The following is a 17336-nucleotide window of genomic DNA, read 5'->3' as shown; positions in this document are numbered from 1 at the left end:
CTTAGTAAGGCCGGGCTCGCTTTCGGCCCTTGGAAAGAATGCTGAGTCTCCGATGAACGCTGGGTCTTCGACGATGGAATCGCGCGCGCGTCTCGTACGCCTCTCCTCCGCCCGCCTGGCCGACGCGCGCCGGCGTACGGGCGACTACTCCGACAGGACCATCGCCGAAGCCTGCGCCCTCGCCCTGGCGTACTGGGAGACGGGCCAGAGCCCCGACGGCATCGACCTCGCCCCCGGCACCCTCTTCGCCGACGTCCTCGGCTGGATCGACAACGGCGGGGTGGGGCCGGGCGGCTGGCGGGTCGCCGAAGACAGCACGGACAGCACGGACGGCACGGACGGTGCGGACAGCACGGACGGCTGGAGCATCGCCGTCCCGGAAGGTGTCGACCTGGCCGCCGCACAGCTCGCGCTCGACGACCTGGCCGACTTCCCCGACCGGCCCCTCGGCACCGTCGGCCCCTCCGGCGTCGCCGCCCGGCTCGCGACCCTGGCCGAGTGGAACGACACCCACGCCGACCGGGTCCGCCCCTCCATCGTGGAGATGTTCCGCGAGCAGGCCCTGACCCGGCCCGACGCCGTCGCCATCGTCGACGAGCACCGCTCCCTGACGTACCGTCAAGCAGCGGAACTCTCCAGCCAGTTGGCGCACCACCTCATCGAGCGCGGCCTCACCGCCGAACAGGTCGTCGGCATCTCCCTCGGCCGCTCGGCCGAGATGGTCATCGGGCTCCTCGGCGTCCTCCAGGCGGGCTGCGCGTTCGTCCCGCTCGACCCGCAGTGGCCCGCCGCGCGCCGTGCCGTCGTCATCGACGACGCCCGCGTCGTCCTCCAGCTGAACGGCTCCGGCGAGCACGACGCGAGCGAACCGGACGCCGCGGCCGTCGACCTCGACCACTGGCGGTACGACGCCCACCCCACCGACGGCACCGGCATCACCGTCCCCGGCGACGCCCTCGCGTATGTGATCTTCACGTCCGGCTCGACCGGACGGCCCAAGGGCGCGATGATCCGCCACGAGGCCATCAGCGAGCGCCTGCTGTGGCAGGTCGGCGAGATCCTCGGCTTCGGCCACGACGACGCGTCGCTGTTCAAGGCACCGCTGTCCTTCGACATCTCCATCAACGAGATCTTCCTGCCGCTGGTGTGCGGCGGCCGCCTCGTGGTCCTGCGGCCCGGCGGCGAACGCGACCCGCACCACCTCCTGGGCGTCATCGCCGAGCAGCGCGTCACTTTCACCTATCTCGTGTCGTCCATGCTGGACGTCCTCCTGGAGATGGCGGGCGACTCCGGCCGCCTCGACAGCCTGCGCCACGTCTGGTGCGGTGGCGAGGTGCTCACCCCGGAGCTGTACGAACGCTTCCGCACCCGCCTCGACATCCCCATGTACCACGGCTACGGCCCCGCCGAGACGACCATCGGGGTCTCCCACGTCATCTACCGGGGCGAGGCCGAGCGCCTGTCCACGTCCATCGGCAAGGCCAACCCCAACACCCAGCTGTACGTCCTCGACGACGAGCTGCGCCCGGTCCCGGTCGGGGTCGGCGGGGAACTGTACGTCGGCGGCTTCCTGCTGGGCCGCGGGTATGTGAACGCGCCGGGCCTGACGGCGTCCCGGTTCGTGGCGAATCCTTTCGCCGGGGACGGCTCCCGCCTCTACCGCACCGGCGACCTCGCCCGCTTCGCCCCCGACGGGTCCCTGGACTTCCTCGGCCGCGCCGACAACCAGATCAAGATCCGCGGCATGCGCCTGGAGATCGAGGACGTCGAGGCCGGCCTCGCCGAGCACCCCTCCGTGCGGCACAGCTGCGTCGTCGCGAAGAAGAACACGGCGGGCGGCACCTACCTCGTCGGCTACGTCATCCCGGCCGCCGGCAGCGAGGACCTCGGGGCCGACGACGTCAAGGCGTGGGCCGCCGAGCACATGGTCGAGTACATGGTGCCCGCCCACCTCGTCGTGATGACCGAGTTTCCCCTCACCGCGAACGGCAAGCTCGACCGGAACGCGCTGCCCGAACCCACCGTCGGCGCGGGCTCGGTCGTCGCGCCCACCACCGACAACGAGCGCGCGGTGTGCGCGGCCGTCGCGACCCTCCTCCAGCTCGACGAGGTCGGCGTCGACCAGGACTTCTTCCAGCTCGGCGGCGACAGCATCCTTGCGATCTCGCTCCTGAGCGCGCTGCGCGACGCGGGCCTGTACGTCACGGCGCGGCAGATCTTCACGCACAGCGTCGTGGGTGCCCTCGCCGCGGTGGCGAGCCGCGAGGACGTCGCGGCCGTGGACCACGGCGACACGGCGACCGGCACCGTCGTGGGCTCGCCCATCGTGCAGTGGCTCGGCGAGACCACGGACGCGATCGACGGCTTCGTGCAGTCCGTCGTCCTGAACACGCCCGCGGAGCTTGCCGCCGACGCGCTCGACGCGGCCCTCTCGGCCCTGGTCCGCCACCACCCCATGCTGCGCGCCGAGTTGATACGCGGCGACCGCTGGAGCTTCGACATCCCGGAGGCCGACCAGGCGTCCGTCGCCTGGCAGGAGAGCGGCCTGCCGCTGGACGAGTGCGTCGCGCTCGCCACCGCCGGGCTCGACCCGGACCGCGGTGTGATGCTGCGTGCCGTGTGGCGGCGCGCGGAGCGGCAGCTCGTCGTGGTCGTCCACCACGTCGTGATCGACGGCGTGTCCTGGCGGGTCCTGATGGAGGACCTGGCCACGGCGTGGCGTCAGATCAGCGCGGGCGATCCGATCGAACTGCCGCCGGTGGGCACGTCGTTCCGGCGCTGGACACAGCTCCTCGCGGGCGCCGACTTCGATGCGGCCCTGGCGTACTTCCAGCGGCCGCTGCCGGGACCGGACCAGCCGGTGGCCAGGCGCGCGCTGTCCGAGGCCGACACCGTCGAACGGGAGCGGATCCGCACCGTCTCCGTCGGCCCCGAGGTCACGGCCGCGCTCCTCGGCGAGATACCCGCGAAGTTCCACGCGGGCGTCAACGACGTCCTCCTCACCGGGCTCGCCGTCGCCCTCGCCCGCTGGCGCCGCGACCTCGGACAGGACCAGAGCCACGCCCACATCGAGCTGGAGGGCCACGGCCGCGAGGGCCGGTTCGTGGCGGGCGCCGCGGGCTTCGAGCCCGAACTGTCGCGTACGGTCGGCTGGTTCACCACGCTGTTCCCGGTGACCGTCGACCCCGGCACGGCACCGGACCTGACCGCACCCGCGTACCTGACCGCCGCGCTCAAGGCCGTCAAGGACGACCTGGCCCGGGTGCCGGGCAACGGCGTCCCCTACGGCGCCCTGCGGTACCTCACCGGCGCCACCTTCGACGCCCCCGCGCCGCAGGTGCTCTTCAACTACCTCGGCCGCTTCGACGCGGGCGCGTCGGGGGACTGGCAACTGGCGGGCACCACAGGACAGTTGGGCGAGAAGCGCGACCCGAGGATGCGGCTGCCGCGCGCCCTGGAGTTCAACGCCATCGCCGAACCCGCGGCGAACGGCGCGTACGAGCTGGTCACCACCGTCTCCTGGCCCGAAGGCCTGTTCACCGACGACGACATCACGACGATCGGGGACTACTTCCGGGTGGCCCTGGCCGGCCTCGCCGCGCTCGACGAGGGCGGCCACTCGCCCAGCGACTTCCCCCTGGTGCCGCTCACGCAGGCCGACGTCGACGCCCTCGACGGCCCCGCGCTGCGGGACATCCTGCCGCTGACCCCGCTGCAGGAGGGCCTGTACTTCCACTCCGTCTTCGACGACGACTCCGCGGGCGCCTACGTCGAGCAGCAACTCCTCACCCTGGACGGCGAGGTGGACGAGGCCCGGCTCGCGGCGGCGGCCACCCGGCTGCTCACGCTCTACCCGAACCTGGCCGCGCGCTTCGTGGCCCTCGCCGACGGCCGCGTGGTCTCCGTCCTCGACGGCGGGGCCGAGGCGCCCTTCACCACCCTCGACCGCCCCGGCATCACCGACGACGAGCTGCGCGACCTCGCCGAGCGGGACCGCCGTGCCGGGTTCGACCTGGCCACAGGGCCCCTGATGCGCTACACGCTCGTCCGTGCGGGCGCGGGCCGCAACGTACTCGTGCAGACCGTGCACCACATCATCGCCGACGGCTGGTCCGTGCCGCCGATGCTGCGCTCCCTGCTCGCCGAGTACCACGCCCCAGGCACCGTGTACCCGCGCGGCGGCTTCCCCGACTACGTGAGCTGGCTCGCCGGACGCGACGACGACGAGAGCGACCGGGTCTGGCGCGGCGAGCTGGCCGAGCTGCCCGGCGCGTCGCTGGTCGCCAAGGGGCACACCCCGTCCGACCGGTTCGCCGACACCGCCGTGGCGCCGGAGGGCGACCTCGACGCAGCCGTCCGCGCCGCCGGAGTGCCGCTGAGCGTCGCCGTGCACAGCGCCTGGGCGCTGACCCTCGGCGGCATCCTGCACACCGAGGACGTCGTCTTCGGCTCCACCGTGTCCGGGCGCGACGCCGACGTGCCCGGCATCGAGGACATGGTGGGTCTGTTCATCAACACGATCCCCGTGCGCGCCCGTTGGGCCGCCACGACCACGTCCCGCGACCTGCTCGCCTCGGTGCGGGAACACCAGAGCGCGGTCCTGCCGCACCAGCACGTCTCGCTGGCGCGGATCGGCCGCCAGGTGGGCTCGGGATCCCTCTTCGACACCCTGGTGGTGTTCGACGTCGCGACCGACGTGGCCGCGCTGCGCGGCCCCGACGACACCCTCGTCATCGCCGACATCGTCAACGAAGGCGCCCCGCACTACCCGTTGACACTGGTGGTGGAGCGCGCCCTGGACGGCCGCCCCCGCTTCAACCTGATCTACGACGGCGAGCTGCTGCGCGAGTCGAGCGCCCAGGACATCCTGCGGACCTTCACCCGCACCCTCACCGGCCTGCTCACCCGGCCCGACGCCCCGGTCGACGACCTCGCCCCCGAGGCCGACCGGCGGCCCGCGCCCCTCACCCCGACGACCCTCGCCGGGCTCTTCGACGCCGCCGCGCGCCGCGACCCGGCTGCCACCGCCGTCACCCAGTGCGGCCTCGACGGCGACACCCGCTCCCTGACGTACGGCGAACTGGCCGACGCGAAGAACACGCTGGCGGCGACGCTGCGCGCGGCCGGTGTCGGGCCGGGTCAGCGGGTCGCCGTGGCCGTGCCGCGCTCCGCCGAGCAGGTCGTCGCCCTGGTCGCGGTCGTCACCGCGGGCGGCGCCTACGTACCGCTGGACCTGGCCTACCCCGACGACCGCCTCGCCTACATCCTCACCGACGCGGCCCCGCAGGTCGTCCTCGTGGACCGGGAGCAGCGGGACCGCTTCACCGGGCTGCTGGCGCGGGCGGGCGTGCCGGCCCGGGTGCTCGTGCAGGGAGAGGAGCCCGCGCCGGAGGACGGCCTGCCGCAGGGCGCGCCCGGACCCGCGCCCGTGGTCGACTGGCACGATCCCGCGTACGTGATCTACACCTCCGGGTCGACCGGCAGGCCCAAGGGCGTCGTCGTCCCGCACTCCAGCGTGGTGACGCTGCTCGCGAACACTCAGCCCGACATGGGCTTCGGGCCCGACGACGTCTGGGTCCAGTTCCACTCCTTCTCCTTCGACTTCGCGGTCTGGGAGCTGTGGGGCGCCCTTGCGCACGGCAGCGAACTGCTGCTTCCCGACTACGCGTTGACCCGCTCCCCGGTCGACTTCCACCGGCTGGTCCGCGAGCGCGGCGTGACCGTCCTGAACCAGACCCCGTCGGCCTTCTACCAGTTCATCGAGGCCGACCGGCACGCCGGGGAGCACGTCACGGCGCTGCGCCGGATCATCTTCGGCGGCGAGGCCCTGGACCTCGGGCGGCTGCGCGGCTGGGTCGAGCGGCACGGCACCGGCACGCCTGAGCTGGTCAACATGTACGGCATCACCGAGACGACCGTCCACGTCACCCACCGGGTCCTGACCGACGACGACTTCGGGCCCGGCGACGACGTCTCCCCGATCGGCGGCCCGATCCCGGGCCTCGTCACCTATCTGCTCGACGACCGGCTCCGGCCGGTGCCGCCGGGCCGCGAGGGCGCCATCTACGTCGCCGGGGACCAGGTGTCCCTCGGCTACCTGGGCCGCCCCGCCCTCACCGCGGGCCGCTTCGTCGCCGACCCCTTCGCGGGCGACGGCTCCCGCATGTACCACACGGGCGACCTCGCCCGCCGCACCCTCGACGGCGAGCTCCAATTCACCGGGCGCGCCGACGACCAGGTCCAACTCAAGGGCTTCCGCATCGAGTTGGGCGAGGTGGAGAACGCCGTCCGGCAGCTGGACGGTGTGGTCGACGCGGCCGTCACGGTGGCGGACAGCGGCGACCACTTGGTCGCACACATGGTGGGCCAGGTGCCTGGCGAATTCGCCGCTCTCCTGGCCACGAAGCTGCCCGTGCACATGGTGCCGGGCCGCGCGCTGACGATCGACGCCCTGCCCCTGACGGTCAACGGCAAGCTGGACCGGAAGGCCCTGGTCGAGCGTGCGTCGAGGGACGACGCGCAGGCAGGCCCCGCAAGGGGCGCGGGGAACTGCGCGCCCAGCCACCACGCACGCGCAGCCGACAACGCGCAGGAAACGCCCCGCGCCGCGGCCGACGTCAGCCATGACGCCATGGCCGAGCTGGTCCGGATCTTCACCGAGGCGCTCCCCGGCGCCGAGGTGACCGCCGACACCGACTTCTTCCGCGCCGGAGGCGACAGCATCGTCGCCATCACCGTCATCAACCGCGCCAGGGCCCTCGGCCTGACCATCGCGCCCAAGGACATGTTCCTGCTCAAGACCCCGCGCGGGCTCGCCGAGCACCTGGCCACGCGCACCCCGCACGCCGCACAGGCGCCCGTGCCGGTGCGGCACGAGGACGGCCCCCTCGCCCCGACCCCGATCATCCTGCGCCAGCGCGAACTGGGCGGATCGCTCTCCCGTTTCGCCCAGGCCAGGACGCTGGCGGCCCCCGAGGGCACCGGCTTCGCCGACGCCGAACGCGCGGCGCGGGCCGTCGTCGCCGCGCACCCGGCGCTCCGGCTGCGGCTGCGCGTCGAGCACGGCGTGTGGGCCCTGCGTACCGAACCCGCCCGTGAGATCACCGTCGTCCGCGCGGACACGACCGACGCCACGGCCGTGGCCGACGAGGCGGCCGCACGGCTCGACCCCGAGTCCGGGGACGTCGTCGCCTTCGCGTGGCTGGAGACGAGCCGGACGCTGGTCGTCACCGTGCACCACCTCGCCGTGGACGCGGTGTCCTGGCTGATCCTCCTCGACGACCTGGCCACAGCCATGAGCGGAGCGGACCTGGCGCCGCCGACCACGTCGTACGCCGAGTACGCGGAGGCGCTGACGCTGACGGCGGCACAGGCGGCCGACGGCATCGGGCACTGGATCACCACGCTCCAGGCCCCCGCGCTCCTGCCGGAAGCCGAGGGCGCGGCCAAGGCGGAGGGGCCGCGCGAGCGGACCGTCGTCCTCGCCCCCGACGTCAGCGACCGCCTGACCCGCACCGCCCCCGCCGCACTCGGCATCGGCCTCACGGAACTGCTGTGCGGCGCGCTGCGCACCGCCCTGACCCACATCCAGGAGACGCCGACCGACCTCGCGGTCGAGCTGGAGCGGCACGGCCGGGTCCCGGTCGAGGAGCACCACGACTACACGCGCACGGTCGGCTGGTTCACCGCCATCGCGCCCGTGCGGCTGAGCGCGCACACCGACCCCGTCGCGGCGGCCCGCGAGGTCGCCGAGCGCCAGCCGGACGAGCACGCTCACGTCGCGTACGGACAGCTCGCGTACCTCAACCCGCAGACGGCCCCGCTGCTCGCCGCCCGCCCGCAGGTGCTCTTCAACTACCTCGGCCGGGGCAGCGAGTCCCAGGCGCTCCACCTCACCGGCGGGGACCAGGGCAGCCCGTACGCCGTCGAGGTCAACGCGTGGATCGACGCGGACACGGGCAGGCTGCACACGGCGTTCACGCTCGCCGACGGCATCCCCGACGCGATCACCGAGCACTGGCACAACGCGCTCGAGCACATCGCGGACGCCGCCGGGACGGCCGAGCGCACCGCGCCGGTCACGCCGCTCCAGCGGGGCCTGTTCTTCCAGGCCCAGATGGCGGGCCAGGCCGGGCACTACGTGGCGCAGAGCTGGTTCACGTTCGACCGGCGCCTGGACGTCGACGCGCTCGCCGGAGCGATGTCGTACGTGATGTGGCGCCACCCCGTCGTCGGCGCGGGCTTCGCCACCGACGACGACGGCAACCCGGTCCAGGTCCTCAAGGCGGCGGGCCGCCGCGTCGACGTGCGCACGGTCGAGCTGACCACGGACGCCGAGGTCGAGGAGCTGCGCACCCGGGACCGCGACACGGGCTTCGACCCCGGCGAGCCACCGCTGATCCGCCTCACCGTGGTGCGCCTGCCCGACGGCCGCGACGGACTGCTGCTCAGCTACCACCTGCTGCTGTGGGACGGCTGGTCCCGCGAGATCGTGCTGCGCGACCTGTTCGACGCGTACGAGGCCAACCTCGCGGGCGCACCGCACGACCCGACCCCGGCCACCCCGAGCTTCGAGGACCACGCCCGCGCGCTCGCCGCCAAGGATCCGGCCGTGTCGGAGCGCTTCTGGGCCGACCAGCTGGCCGCGCTCCCCGGCCCGACGCTGCTCGCAGGACCGACGCCCACCGTGTCGGACGAGCTGCCGACCGCGCTCGTCCACACGCTGTCCGCCGAACAGTCGGACCTGCTCCGGGACGCGGCCAAGGCGCACGGCGTCACCCTCAACTCGGTGCTCACCGGCGCGTTCGGCCTGCTGCTCGGCGCGCACACCGGGCGCAGCGACGCCGTGTTCGGCGTGACCGTCTCCGGCCGCGACGGCGAGGGCCTCGCCGACATCGTCGGCGTGCTCCTCAACACCGTGCCGATGTGGACACGGGCCCGGCCCGAGGCCACGGCCCGCGCATACCTGGAGTCCGTGCAGACGGCCCGCGTCGAGGCCATGGAGCATGAGCACCTCGGGCTCGGCGAGATCCAGCGGGCCAGCGGCCACGACACCCTGTTCGACAACCTGTTCGTGCTCCAGAACTTCCTGGACATGGACGCCTTCGCCGAGATGAACGCCCGGCACGGCATCACCTCGGTGCAGGCCGACGACTCCACCCACTACCCGTTCACCTGGGTCGTCACCCCCGGCGACCGGCTCACGGTCAAGCTGGAGCACCGCGACGGCGACACCGAGAACGCCCGCCGCCTCCTCGACGACTACGTCCGCGTACTGGAGGACCTGGCCCGGTCCACCGGCCCGGTCGGCGCGCTGCCGGGCCTCGGGAAGCAGCCCGAGCCGGACGCGCGCACGGACGTCGGCACCGACACCGTCGTCGACCGCTTCGACCGGGCGGCCGACCGCGACCCGCAGCGGGTGGCGCTCGTCGCCCACGGCGCGACCATGACCTTCGCCGAACTGCGGGACCGCAGCCGCGCCGTGGCGGGCGTGCTCGCCGGGCGGGGCATCGGCCCGGAGCGGAACGTGGGCCTCGCGATCCCGCGCTCCCTCGACTCGATCGTGGCGCTCTTCGCCGTACTGCGGGTCGGTGCCGCGTACGTACCCCTGGAGCTCGACCACCCCGACGAGCGGATCGCCGCGATCGTCGAGGACGCGCGCCCGGACGTCGTCCTCACCGTCAGCGCGGTGTCGCCCCGCCTCACCGGGGACGTGCTCGGCACCGACGACCTGATCGAGCTGGATCTGCCGCTGCCCGCGGCCGAGCCGTTCGTGACGTTCACGCCGGACGACCCGGACCGCCTGCGCCACCCCGCGTACACGATCTACACCTCCGGGTCGACCGGGAAGCCCAAGGGCGTGGTCACCGAGTACGCCGGGCTCACCAACATGCTGATCAACCACCAGCGCCGGATCTTCGAACCGGTGCTCGCGGTCCACGACCACCGGGTCTTCCGGATCGCGCACACCGTGTCGTTCGCCTTCGACATGTCGTGGGAGGAGCTGCTGTGGCTCGCCGACGGCCACGAGGTGCACATCTGTGACGAGGAGCTGCGCCGTGACGCGCCCGGCCTGGTCGCGTACTGCCTGGAGCACGCCATCGACGTCATCAACGTGACGCCGACGTACGCCCAGCAGCTCGCGGCCGAGGGGCTTCTCGACCACCCGGACCGGCGCCCGGCGCTGGTGCTCCTCGGCGGGGAGGCCGTCACGTCGACCCTGTGGCAGCGGCTCGCCGACACCGAGGGCACGGTCGGCTACAACCTGTACGGACCCACCGAGTACACGATCAACACCCTCGGCGTCGGCACCTTCGAGTGCCAGGACCCGGTGGTGGGCGTCGCCATCGACAACACCGACGTGTACGTCCTCGACCCGTGGCTGCGGCCGCTGCCGGACGGCGTTCCCGGTGAGCTGTACGTGGCGGGCATCGGCATCGCGCGCGGCTACCTCGGGCAGTCCGCGCAGACCGCCCACCGGTTCGTGGCGTGCCCGTTCGGGGCGCCCGGGGAGCGCATGTACCGCACCGGGGACCTCGTGGTCCGGCGGCCCGACGGGAACCTGATGTACCTGGGCCGCACCGACCAGCAGGTCAAGATCCGCGGGCACCGGGTCGAACTGGGCGAGGTCGAGGCCGCGTTCGCCGCCCACGCGGCGGTGCGGTTCGTCGCCGCGGTCGCCCAGCCGGACCCGCAGGTCGACGGGGCGTACCGGCTCGCCGCCTACCTCGTCCTCGACGGCTCCGACCTGGCCGCGGTCGCCGCCGACGTCGGCACGGCCCTGCCGGACTTCCTGCGCCCGACCCACTACGCCCAGGTCGACAGCATTCCGCTGACGGTCAACGGGAAGGCTGACACCAAGGCGCTGCCGGAGGCGAAGCCGCTCGGCGCGCTGACCACGGCGGGGGAGCGGGGTCCCCAGACGGAGACCGAGACCGTGGTGTGCGAGTTCTTCGCCGAGGCCCTGGACCTGGATGATGACGAGGTGAGCGCCGTGAGCGACTTCGTGTCCCTCGGAGGGCACTCCATGCTGGCGGTACGCCTGATCGGGCTGCTCCGCCGAGAGTACGGTCCTGTGGTCACCATCCGTGATCTGTTCACCCTGCGAACCCCGGAAGCGATTGCCCGCCACCTCGATGACAACTCCTGACACGCAGCGGCCCCGACCGGGGTCCGACATCCTGCGCACCGCACTGCGGCGCAACCTCGGTGCCATGGCCGGGGGCACCGTCCTCATGGGCCTGTACCAGGCGGGGGAGACCGCCTTCCCCATCGCGCTCGGCCTGATCGTCGAGCACACGCTGCGGGAGGACCGGAGCCTCGGCTCGCTCGCGGTCTCCATCGGCGCCCTCGCCGTGATCATCACGACGGTGTCGCTTTCGTGGCGGTTCGGCATGCGCATCCTGCAGAAGGCCAACACGACCGAGGCGCACCGCTGGCGGGTGCGGGTCGCCGCCTGCGGCCTCCAGCCGGTGGCCAGGGACGTCGACCTGAAGTCCGGCGAGGTCCTGACCATCGCCACCGAGGACGCCGACCAGACCGCCGACATCGTCGAAGTCGTGCCGATGCTGATCAGCTCGCTGGTCGCGATCGTCGTCGCGGCGGTCGCCCTCGGCCTCGCCGACTTCCGGCTCGGCCTGCTCGTGATCGTCGGCACCGTCGGGATCCTGTCGGTCCTGAGCGTGATGTCCAAGCGGATCGGCTCCAGCACCCGCGAACAGCAGGCGCGGGTGGCGCGGGCGGGCGCGAAGGTCGCCGACCTCATCAGCGGCCTGCGCCCGCTGCACGGCTTCGGCGGCAACCACGCGGCGTTCCGCTCCTACCGCAAGGTCAGCACGGAGGCCAAGCACCAGGCGATCACCGTCGCCAAGGTCAACGGCGTCTACGCGGGCACGGCCCTCGCCCTCAACGCGGTCCTGGCCGCCGCCGTGACCCTCACCGCGGGCTGGCTCGCGTTCACCAGGCAGATCAACATCGGTGAACTCGTCATGGCCGTGGGCCTCGCGCAGTTCATCATGGAGCCGCTGAAGCTGTTCTCGGAGATGCCCAAGTACGTGATGATCGCGCGGGCGTCGGCCGAGCGGATGGCGCTGGTCCTCAACGCGCCGCCGGTGACGACCCCTGGCCCGGGGCAGCCTGCCGCGGGCGGTGACCTGGAGGTGGACTGCGTCCGGCACGGGCCGCTGCGCAAGCTCAAGTTCCAGGTGCCCGCCGGTGAGTTCGTGGCGATCACCGCCTACCAGCCGCGCGCGGCCGCCGACCTCGCGTCGATCCTCGCCGTGGACGTCCCTCCGCACGCGTACGAGGGCGTGGTCCGGGTCAGCGGGCAGGAGCTCGCCGACCTGTCGGTCGAGTCGGTCCGCTCCCACATGCTGGTGAACCCCTACGACGGGGAGATCTTCGCGGGCACCCTGCGCTCGAACATCGACCCGTCAGGCACCAGCCGCACGGTCCCCGAGGCCGTCGAGGCGTCCATGCTGACCGACGTCGTGGCCCTGCACCGCGACGGCCTCGACTACGCCGTCCGCGACCGCGGCGCGAACCTCTCGGGCGGCCAGCGCCAACGCCTGTCCCTGGCCCGCGCCCTCGCCGCCGACACCGACGTCCTCGTCCTGCACGACCCGACGACGGCCGTCGACGCGGTCACCGAACAGCTCATCGCCCGCAACGTCGCGAAGCTGCGCCGGGGCCGCACCACGCTCGTGATCACCAGCAGCCCGGCCCTCCTGGACGCGGCCGACCGGGTCCTGGTCCTGGACGACGGGGTCATCACAGCCGAGGACACGCACCGGAATCTGCTGGCGAGCGACGAGGCGTACTGCGCGGCCGTGGCGCGGTGAGCCTCCGGGGCCGGGGGCGGCGGTGACGCCCCGGGCTCAGTGCCAGTCGCCGACCACTCGTGTGTTGTCGACGCCCGACAGGAAGTAGAAGTAGTACTCCCCGCCGCTCAGGTGGTAGGTGGCGGTCGCCTTGCCGCCGCAGGGGATTCTGACGACGTTCCCGACGGGCCGGTCGCGACCCCAGGTCACGTGGTAGAGCTGCGCGGCCGTGATGTCGCTCCGGCAGTAGGCGGACAACGTGACCTGCTGCCCGTCGGCGTGGGGGCGATGGGTCTTCGGCGAGTGGCCGTAGGTGTCGAACCGGACTTCGAAGTCGACGGAGGCGGCTTCGCGGTGGGGCGCGGCGGGCCGCTGCGGGGTCTCGCCCGCCTGGGCCGGGGCGCCGGTGAGGCCCAGGGTCAGGAGGGCTGTGGCGGCGGCGAGGAGAGTGCGCATGGGGAAGTCTCCCGTTCCTCTCGGTTCTGTCGGATTCGCTCAGGCACCGTCGGCGACGACGTGCGTGTTGTTGACGCCTGAGATGAAGTGGAAGTAGTAGTAGCCGCCCCGCAGCTTGTAGTTGAGGGTCTTGGGGGCCCGGTTGCAGGGGACGGTGAAGGCGCGGCCGACCGCGGGGTCGATACCGGTCGCCGAGTGGTAGAGCTGCCCGACCAGGGCGTCGCTGTCGCAGTCCGCCTTGAGGGTGTAGCGGTGGACTCCGTAGTAGAGAAGCAGGGTCGGTGAGTAGCCCTGCCCGTTGAACCACATGTCGAACAGGACGCTCTTGGCGCGGTGGTGCGGGGCCCGGTCCGGTACGGCGGGCGTGGAAGCCGGCGGGGCGGCGGGGGTGGAGGCGGTGGCCGAGGGAGTGGCGGTTCCGGTGAGCAGCGCGGCCAGTGCGGTGACGGCTGCGGCGTATCGATGGCGCATGGGTGCGTCGTGCCTTCCTGGTGGGGTCGACAGGGCCCGGCGGGGCGCACGGGACGATGCCGCTGTCCCGCTCGGATCTCGTACGAGAGTTCGCCCAGGTGATCCTGGGGCCCTCGGGCGGAACAGCGGGGCAGGCGGAACGGCCGTGTGCGGAAGGCAGGCGCAGGATCACTCGAACGGCGCTTCGTCGGCTCCCCCGCGTCGACGAAGGGACCTGCGCCTGCCTCCGGTTCGCCCGGTCCGGCCGTGGTGCCGACGGGCTGTGACCAGAGTCTGCGACGGCCGCCCGACGCTCACAACACCATCCCGGCCGCTTCCCGGAAGTCGGGATCCCAAGGCCGCTGACCTGCCGGGACACAGATGTCCCGGGACGGCGGCGGCAGCGTCGCCCCCCTCAAGCAGCCCTAGGCGAGCGCCCAGGCGACGTCCCGCAGCAGGGCCTGGCGCCAGCCCGCCCGGTCGTGGTCCGACGCCGACCGCGAGACCCGTACGGTCGCACCGGCCTGTTCGGTGAGGGTCTCGACAAGCTCGCAGTGGGGCAGCATCCGTGCCTCGTGTTCCCCCACGTCGAAGGCGACCCGCAGCCCCGACAGATCGGGGTTCCGTTCGCGCAGGCGCGCGGCGACGGCGCCCCCGACGGGTCCGCCCAGCGGATCCGTCCCGCCCATGGCCTCGGGCGTCCACCAGAACGACGACGACTGCACGGCGATCCGCGACACCAGGTCGGGGAACTCCAGCGCCGCGTACATCGCGCTCAGGCCGCCGAGGCTCTGCCCGGCGACCACAAGGCGGTCGAGGTCGGCCGGTACGCCGGACTCCGCGACCAGCGGAAGCAGTTCGTGCCGGACCGCCTCCCACAGCTCGGGGCGGCACACGAACTCGGCCTCCCGGTCCTTGGCCGGGAGGAAGACGAGGGTGGCCGGGGGCATGGTGCCGTCGGCCACGGCCGCGTCGAACGCGGTCATCGCCGGGTGCAGATACAGCCAGTCGTCCCCGTCGAGCAGCAGGACCACGGGACCGCCGCCGCCCGCGGCGTGCACGCGCACGGTGCGCCGCCCGCCGAGGCGTTCGCTCGCCCAGCGGATCCGGGTGCGCGGGACGGGCAGGACGTCGTCGGCGCCGACGACGGGCCAGTGCGGCTGGTCCGGGGCGTCCGGGGTGGCCGCGATGGACCGGTCGCCGCCCGCGCCGACCGGGTTGAAGGGGTCGGCGTACGCGTCGTCGCCCGCGCGGAACTGGTAGGTCACCCGCAGCCGCGCGGGCATCCGCACCCGGGCGTACCAGCAGTCCGTGTCGCCGAAGCGGCGCAGCGGCACGGGCTTCGACCAGCTCTCGAAGTCGATGCTCGCCGCGGAGCCGCGCCACAGGAACAGGGTGTCCCAGCCGCCGTCGTCGGCGGGTACCGACGCGGGTCCCCGCGCCGTCGCCCAGAACGCGTCGGTGCCGGGTTCGCCGGACAGCCCGAACTCGGCGAAGGCCGGGGCCACTTCGGCACGCATGAAGGTCTCCTTGCGAGAGGGGGAGGGGAGGGGCGGGGGCGGAGCTGGATCTGCCTTGATTAGGTGAGCCTAACTTCCTGGCGGCCGTCCCTTCCAGCCCCGATCGGTCTGCCGGAACGGGCCCTCGGCGGTGGCTCTCGGGCCGCCGGGACGTGGGCGTCGGACGCGGTGCGAGAGTCTGGCCGGAATTCGCCTTGTGGCTGTCGCGGGACCCCCGCTTCACCCATCGATAAGGTTAGGCTAACCTTCGGGCGTGCATGTTGGTGAAGAGACCGCAGAGGCCACGCGCGCCCAGGGTCATGAGCTGCTCGCCACGGGCGTCACCGTGGCGTACGAGGGCGTCGATGTCGTACACGACGCCTCGATGACGCTGCGCCCGGGCGAAGTGACCGTCCTGGTGGGCCCGAACGGCAGCGGGAAGTCGACGCTGCTGCGGACGCTCGCCCGGCTGCAGCGCGCCCGGACCGCCCGCATCGTCATCGACGGCGACACCGACGGCCTCGCCCTCGGCCCCCGTGACTTCTCGCGCCACGTCGCCCTGCTCACCCAGGGGCGCCCCACGCCCAGCGGGCTGACCGTCCGGGACGTCGTCGAGTTCGGCCGCTACCCGTACCGGGGCCGCTGGGGCAAGGCCGACCCGGGCGGCCGGGCCGCGGTGGACCGCGCGCTCGCCCTGACCGGCGTCGCGGACCTCGCCGAGCGCGGCGCCGAACATCTGTCCGGAGGGCAGCTCCAGCGCGTCTGGCTCGCGGGCTGCCTCGCCCAGGAGACCGGCGTCCTGCTGCTCGACGAGCCCACCAACCACCTCGACCTCCGCTACCAGGTCGAACTCCTCGACCTCATGCGGGACCTGGCGGACGACCACGGCATCGCCGTCGGCGCCGTCCTGCACGACCTCGACCAGGCCGCCGCCGTCGCCGACCGCGTCGTCCTGCTCGACGCGGGGCGGGTCATCGCCGACGGCGACCCCGAAGACGTACTGACGCCCGAGCGGCTGACCGACACCTACGGCATCCGCATCGACGTCGAGACCGACCCGCTCACCGGTCGCCTGCGCACCCGCGCCATCGGCCGCCACCACTCGCGAAGCGAAAGGCTCAGCACCACCTCATGAAGCGCCTCCTGATCACCGCGGCGGCCGCCACCGCCGCGGCCCTCACCCTGTCCGCCTGCGGCACCACCGAGTCCGCCGACGACGAAGCGAAGAAGGGCGCCGAGTCCTTCACGCTCACCGACGACACCGGCGCGAAGGTGAAGCTGAACGGCCCCGCCAAGAAGGTCGTCGGCACCGAGTGGAACGTCGTCGAGAACCTGATATCCCTCGGCGTCGAGCCGACCGGCGTGTCCGACGTCAAGGGCTACAAGACCTGGGACAGCGCCGTTCCGCTGAAGAACGACCCCAAGGACATCGGCACCCGCGGCGAGCCCAGCATGGACACCATCGCGTCCCTGAAGCCCGACCTCATCCTCGCCACCACCGACCTGCCGGCCGCCGCCGTGAAGCAAATGCGCAAGGTCGCCCCGGTCCTGACGGTCAAGGCGAGCGACGCCGCCGACCCGATCGGCCAGATGAACAAGAACCTCGACCTCATCGCCAAGGCCACCGGCACCACCGAGCAGGCCGCGAAGCTGAAGAAGGACTTCGAGGCGAAGCTCGCCGCGGGCAAGAAGAAGCTCGCCGCCGCCGGTCACGGCGGTGCGAAGTTCGCCTTCGCCGACGGCTACGTCACCGGCAACCAGACCTCGATCCGGCCGTACACCGACGGCTCGCTCATCGGCGCCGTCAACGAGAAGCTCGGCCTGAAGAACGACTGGAAGGTCAAGGGCGACAAGGTCTACGGCCTCGGCGCCACCGACGTCGAGGGCCTCACCAAGCTCGACGAAGGCGTGCAGTTCGCCTACATCGGCAACGACGGCGACAAGGGCAGCAACCCGTTCGCCGGCGCCCTGAAGAAGGACAAGGTCTGGACGTCGCTGCCGTTCGTCAAGAAGGGCAACGTGCACCGCCTGCCCGACGGCATCTGGATGTTCGGCGGCCCCGAGTCGATGAACCGTTACGTCGACTCCGTCGTCGACACCCTGAAGAAGTAAC

At 72.6% G+C, this 17336-nt stretch carries 7 protein-coding genes; 4 read left to right on the top strand and 3 right to left on the bottom strand.

Annotated elements, in window-relative coordinates; genetic code table 11:
* The first annotated feature begins 52 nt into the window (after nucleotides 1–52).
* Both OO63_RS08630 and OO63_RS08625 read left to right on the top strand, forming a co-directional pair.
* On the top strand, nucleotides 53–11149 hold the full coding sequence (locus OO63_RS08630; protein WP_397622280.1) for a non-ribosomal peptide synthetase: 11097 nt from the start codon (nucleotides 53–55) through the stop codon (nucleotides 11147–11149).
* Nucleotides 11136–12839, top strand: a complete 1704-nt coding sequence (locus tag OO63_RS08625; protein WP_031192289.1) for an ABC transporter ATP-binding protein — start codon at nucleotides 11136–11138, stop codon at nucleotides 12837–12839. The genes OO63_RS08630 and OO63_RS08625 overlap by 14 nt, the downstream gene beginning before the upstream one ends.
* A 36-nt stretch (nucleotides 12840–12875) precedes the next feature.
* Here OO63_RS08625 and OO63_RS08620 read toward each other — a convergent pair whose 3' ends face one another.
* The 3 genes from OO63_RS08620 to OO63_RS08610 all read right to left on the bottom strand — a co-directional run bounded on the left by OO63_RS08620 (nucleotide 12876) and on the right by OO63_RS08610 (nucleotide 15244).
* Nucleotides 12876–13274, bottom strand: coding sequence for a hypothetical protein (locus tag OO63_RS08620; protein ID WP_030363742.1), 399 nt, complete (start codon nucleotides 13272–13274; stop codon nucleotides 12876–12878).
* 39 nt (nucleotides 13275–13313) lie between these two features.
* Nucleotides 13314–13745 (bottom strand): hypothetical protein, encoded by a 432-nt coding sequence (locus OO63_RS45320; RefSeq protein ID WP_031192288.1) that lies wholly within the window; start codon nucleotides 13743–13745, stop codon nucleotides 13314–13316.
* A gap of 404 nt (nucleotides 13746–14149) precedes the next feature.
* Nucleotides 14150–15244 carry an alpha/beta hydrolase-fold protein gene (locus OO63_RS08610; RefSeq protein ID WP_031192287.1) on the bottom strand — a complete coding sequence of 365 codons (1095 nt, stop codon included), beginning with the start codon at nucleotides 15242–15244 and terminating at the stop codon, nucleotides 14150–14152.
* 253 nt (nucleotides 15245–15497) lie between these two features.
* Between OO63_RS08610 and OO63_RS08605 the strand changes: the two genes are divergently transcribed.
* Both OO63_RS08605 and OO63_RS08600 read left to right on the top strand, forming a co-directional pair.
* On the top strand, nucleotides 15498–16358 hold the full coding sequence (locus tag OO63_RS08605) for an ABC transporter ATP-binding protein (protein WP_031192286.1): 861 nt from the start codon (nucleotides 15498–15500) through the stop codon (nucleotides 16356–16358).
* Nucleotides 16355–17335, top strand: a complete 981-nt coding sequence (locus OO63_RS08600) for an iron-siderophore ABC transporter substrate-binding protein (RefSeq protein ID WP_031192285.1) — start codon at nucleotides 16355–16357, stop codon at nucleotides 17333–17335. Before OO63_RS08605 ends, OO63_RS08600 begins: the two co-directional genes overlap by 4 nt.
* The last annotated feature ends 1 nt before the right edge of the window (nucleotide 17336 follow it).

It is taken from the genome of Streptomyces alboflavus, from assembly GCF_000716675.1.
Classification (GTDB): Bacteria; Actinomycetota; Actinomycetes; order Streptomycetales; family Streptomycetaceae; genus Streptomyces; species Streptomyces alboflavus.
This window is presented reverse-complemented; position numbering and strand designations above follow the sequence as displayed.